General features: G+C 43.0%; 4 protein-coding genes. 2 read left to right on the top strand and 2 right to left on the bottom strand.

Annotation, left to right across the window (positions count from 1 at the left end):
* Both rlmN and ndk read right to left on the bottom strand, forming a co-directional pair.
* The coding region (gene rlmN / locus B4K20_RS09915; protein WP_289282759.1) for a 23S rRNA (adenine(2503)-C(2))-methyltransferase RlmN at positions 1–932 on the bottom strand (932 nt) is incomplete at its 3' end.
* Positions 933–941: 9 nt separating this feature from the next.
* Entirely contained in the window at positions 942–1,373 is a 432-nt protein-coding gene (gene ndk, locus B4K20_RS09910) for a nucleoside-diphosphate kinase (protein WP_273181108.1), read from the bottom strand.
* A 169-nt stretch (positions 1,374–1,542) separates the two neighbouring features.
* On the opposite strand from ndk, the gene B4K20_RS09905 reads away from it, so the two are divergent.
* A complete protein-coding gene (locus tag B4K20_RS09905) occupies positions 1,543–2,418 on the top strand; it encodes an NAD(+) kinase (RefSeq protein ID WP_286304249.1) in 876 nt (291 codons plus the stop codon).
* Positions 2,412–4,075 (top strand): DNA repair protein RecN (gene recN / locus B4K20_RS09900; RefSeq protein ID WP_289282758.1); only part of this gene is annotated, 1,664 nt, incomplete at its 3' end. The genes B4K20_RS09905 and recN, both read left to right, overlap by 7 nt.

Here is a 4,075-nt window from a genome sequence, read left to right as displayed (position 1 = left end):
TGATTACGTGATGAACATTTATAATGCGTGCCAGGAAAAGGATTGAAAGGAATTAAATTAATTTTATTGGGAATATCTTTTAAAATCCTGACGAGATCTTTTGCATCCTGTATTGAATCATTAATGCCATCGAGCATGACATACTCAACCGTAATGTGACGACGCTGTTGTCCAACAACATAACGCTTACATGCCGCTAGTAATTCGGCAATGGGATATTTTTGATTTAGCGGAATGATTTGATTTCTTAACTCATCATTCGCGGCATGCAGTGAAATAGCCAAACTCACGTGACAATCCTCACGAAGTTTATCAATCATTGGCACCATACCTGACGTGCTTAGTGTGAGCCGTCGCCACGAAATGCCATAACCAAAATCATCTCGCATTAGATTCATCGCCGTTACGACATTGTTGTAATTGGCTAATGGCTCCCCCATGCCCATCATCACGACATTCGTGACAACACGATTGCCTTTGGGATCCTTACCTAAAGCTTCATTAGCAATCCATAGCTGGGCGATGATTTCCGCGGCATCCAGATTGCGATTAAAACCTTGTTGCGCTGTTGAGCAAAAAGTACACGTCAGTGCACAACCGACTTGTGAAGACACACATAACGTACCTCGACTCCCCTCAGGAATAAAGACCGTTTCAATGGCATTACCGCAGGATAACTTGATAATCCATTTCCGTGTTCCATCTTGAGAAACATGCTCGTGCATCACTTCCGGCAGCTTAATCTCAGCGACAGCATCTAATTTTGCTCTTAAGGCTTTGCTCAAATTACTCATTTCAGCAAAGTCTGTTATTCGATATTTATGTATCCATTGTAAAAGCTGACGTGCACGGAAAGGTTTTTCGTCAAGTTCAACGAAAAACGCTTCCAGACCATTCAGATCTAATCCAAGAAGATTCGTGCGTTCAGTCATAATCAGCTCTTAGCGTGTGCGTGCACAAACTTCATCATCAGCGAAGAAGTAAGACACTTCGCGTGCAGCGCTCTCAACAGAATCAGAACCGTGAACCGCATTTTCATCAATGCTTTGCGCGAAATCAGCACGGATAGTGCCCGCCGCTGCTTCAGCAGGGTTAGTTGCGCCCATTAGGTCGCGGTGTGTTAAGACAGCATTTTCACCTTCTAAAACTTGAACGATGACTGGACCAGATGTCATGAAGCTAACAAGATCTTTAAAGAAAGGACGTTCTTTGTGTTCAGCGTAAAAACCTTCTGCTTTTTCTTGTGATAAGTGCATCATTTTTGCAGCCACAATTTTTAAGCCCGCTTTTTCAAAACGTGTGTAAATTTCACCAATCACATTTTTTGCAACAGCATCAGGTTTGATGATAGAAAGAGTGCGTTCAATCGCCATGTTATTCCTCTATATTTAATTTGAGTCAAGAAAATCCTGATATTCTAGCATTTCTCAGCCATCTAATATCAATGTTGTGAAACAAATCACGTTAAATCTGTTTTTACTTTGGATTTTATGGCAAAAGCATTACTATCAGATGACCGTTTTATAACCATAGGAAGCCATTTTGACTACCCAATCTGCATTTAAGCGTATCGGACTTTTTATTCGTAAAGACGACCCTGTTATGGAAAATGCGGTTGAGCAGGTAAACGAGTTTCTAGCTACACGTGACTTGACTGTTGTATGTAACGAACCACTTTCATTTTTACCATCACTTGATGTTATCTCCATTAAGGAATTCAAAACTCATTGTGATCTGACCATCGCTATAGGCGGGGATGGCACCCTGCTCTCTGCATCAAGAGCGCTTGCCGGTACCAATATGCCCGTTGTGGGTATCAATGTTGGCCGTCTAGGATTTCTCGCTGATGTTACTTTAACGAATTTATCACATCAGCTTGATGCCATTCTTTGTGGTCATTACCGGAATGACAGTCGATTTCTGCTGAATGCAAGCATCACTGGCGGTACGAAACCTCCAAGCATCGCAATGAATGATGTGGTCATTCATTCATATCAGAATTTGCATATGATTGAGTTCGAAACCCATATCAACGGCCGGTTTCTAAACAGTCAGCGTGCAGATGGTATTGTGGTATCGACTCCGACGGGTTCAACTGCCTATGCGATGTCTGCAGGAGGTCCAATATTGGATGTGGACCTGGATGTGGTGGTTTTAGCATCAGTCTGCCCACATACTCTCAGTAATCGGCCGCTAGTAGTTTCAGCAAATAATGTCATTGAAATTACTTTAAGTGAAAACAATATCACTACCGCAATGGTAACTTGTGATGGACGCCCTGGGCTTGTTCTTCAGCCCGGCGAGACTGTGCGTATAGAAAAACACGAAAGTCGAATCAGGCTATTGCATCTTGAAGATCACGACCATTATTCTATTCTTCGCGCCAAACTGGAATGGGGAAGAAAGTTAACATGTTAGTCGGTCTGAGTGTTCGTAACTTAGCGGTGGTAGAAGATCTTGCTCTTAATTTTGAGCCTGGCATGACATCGCTAACTGGAGAAACTGGTGCTGGTAAATCGATGTTAGTGGATGCGCTTAGCTTAGTGCTAGGTGATCGCGCAGACTCGAATATGATTCGGCACGGTGCAGAGCGTGCTGAAATTGAAGCCGACTTCAATCTGAACAACAACGTAAGCTTAGCTAAATGGTTAAAAGACCATGAATTAGATGAAGAGGAGCAATGTCACCTTCGTCGTACAATCAGTCGTGATGGACGCTCAAAAGGTTATATAAACGGTCGTATGGTTCCACTGGCACTTTTAAGAGAAGTCAGTGAGCGAAGTATCGACATACATGGACAACATGCACATCAATCATTAATACGGCCTCAGACTCAGCGCGAAATATTAGATATTGTCGCTGATAACAAAGCATTACTCGATAAACTCAAATTGGCTTATCGAGATTGGTCATCGTCACAGCAAGCGCTTCAACAATTGAAAAGCCAGTCCGATGAGCAACGCGCCAAACAGGAATTATTGCAATATCAGGTGGGTGAACTGGCTAATTTCCAATTATCGGAATCACATATCCAGCAGCTTCTTCAAGAGCAAAACCAACTTGCTAATGCTGCTGAGTTAATTAGTACAGCAGAAGCAGGCTTACATCGTATCTTTGATGAGGAACAAGCGGCTGCATACGACATCATCAACCATACACTAAGCGAACTTGAAAAGCTTCAGCATGTTGAACCACGCTTCGCTAGCGCTGTAGAAACACTTAATGCGGCTATTATCAATCTTGATGAAACGGCAGATGAGTTACGTCAATACTTGGATCATATCGATCTCGATCCGGAACGATTAAACAGTATTGAGAATGAACTATCACAGCTCCACGATATCGCGAGAAAACATCAAGTCGAAGTCGAGGAGTTACCCGAACTCTATCAAGAATTAACAGCAGAACTCGACCGACTCTCTTCCAGTGAAGTGCATCTAGCTGAACTCGAAACACAATTAGCTGAAAAAGAGAAGGTTTGCCGGACACTAAGCGAAGAAATACACCAGAAACGAATCAAAACGGCTAAACCACTAGCAAAGCAGATTTCAGCCTCTATCAAACAGCTGGCCATTCCTTCTGGTGAAATTGATATTGAAGTAATCGCCAATCCAGATCAGAAATTTTCAGAGCACGGTATGGACAGTGTTCGAATTTTAGTCAGAACAAACCCCGGACAACCCTCAGGTGAGCTGGCGAAAGTGGCGTCAGGAGGTGAGCTTGCCCGGATCAGCTTGGCAATTCAAGTTGTGACGGCTGGAAAACGAACGGTCCCAACCTTAATTTTTGATGAGGTGGATGTAGGTATTGGTGGTAGTGTTGCTGAGGTGGTGGGTCAACATTTAAGAGCGTTAGCTGCAACGCAACAAGTGGTTTGCATTACACATCTACCGCAAGTAGCTGCGCAAGCACACCATCAATTACAGGTCAATAAAAAACATTTAAAAGACAGCACTCATATTGTTGTTGATAAACTCGATAAACAACAACGTATTGAAGAAATAGCTAGAATGCTAGGTGGCGTGAACCTGACCACTAAAACACGTTCTCATGCAGAGGAAATGCTGGATCAGGC

The organism is Methylophaga sp. UBA5088 (genome assembly GCF_002414625.1).
In the GTDB taxonomy this organism is placed as follows: domain Bacteria; phylum Pseudomonadota; class Gammaproteobacteria; order Nitrosococcales; family Methylophagaceae; genus Methylophaga; species Methylophaga marina.
Note: the sequence above shows the minus strand (reverse complement) of the source record. Positions and strands in the feature narration are given on the sequence as shown.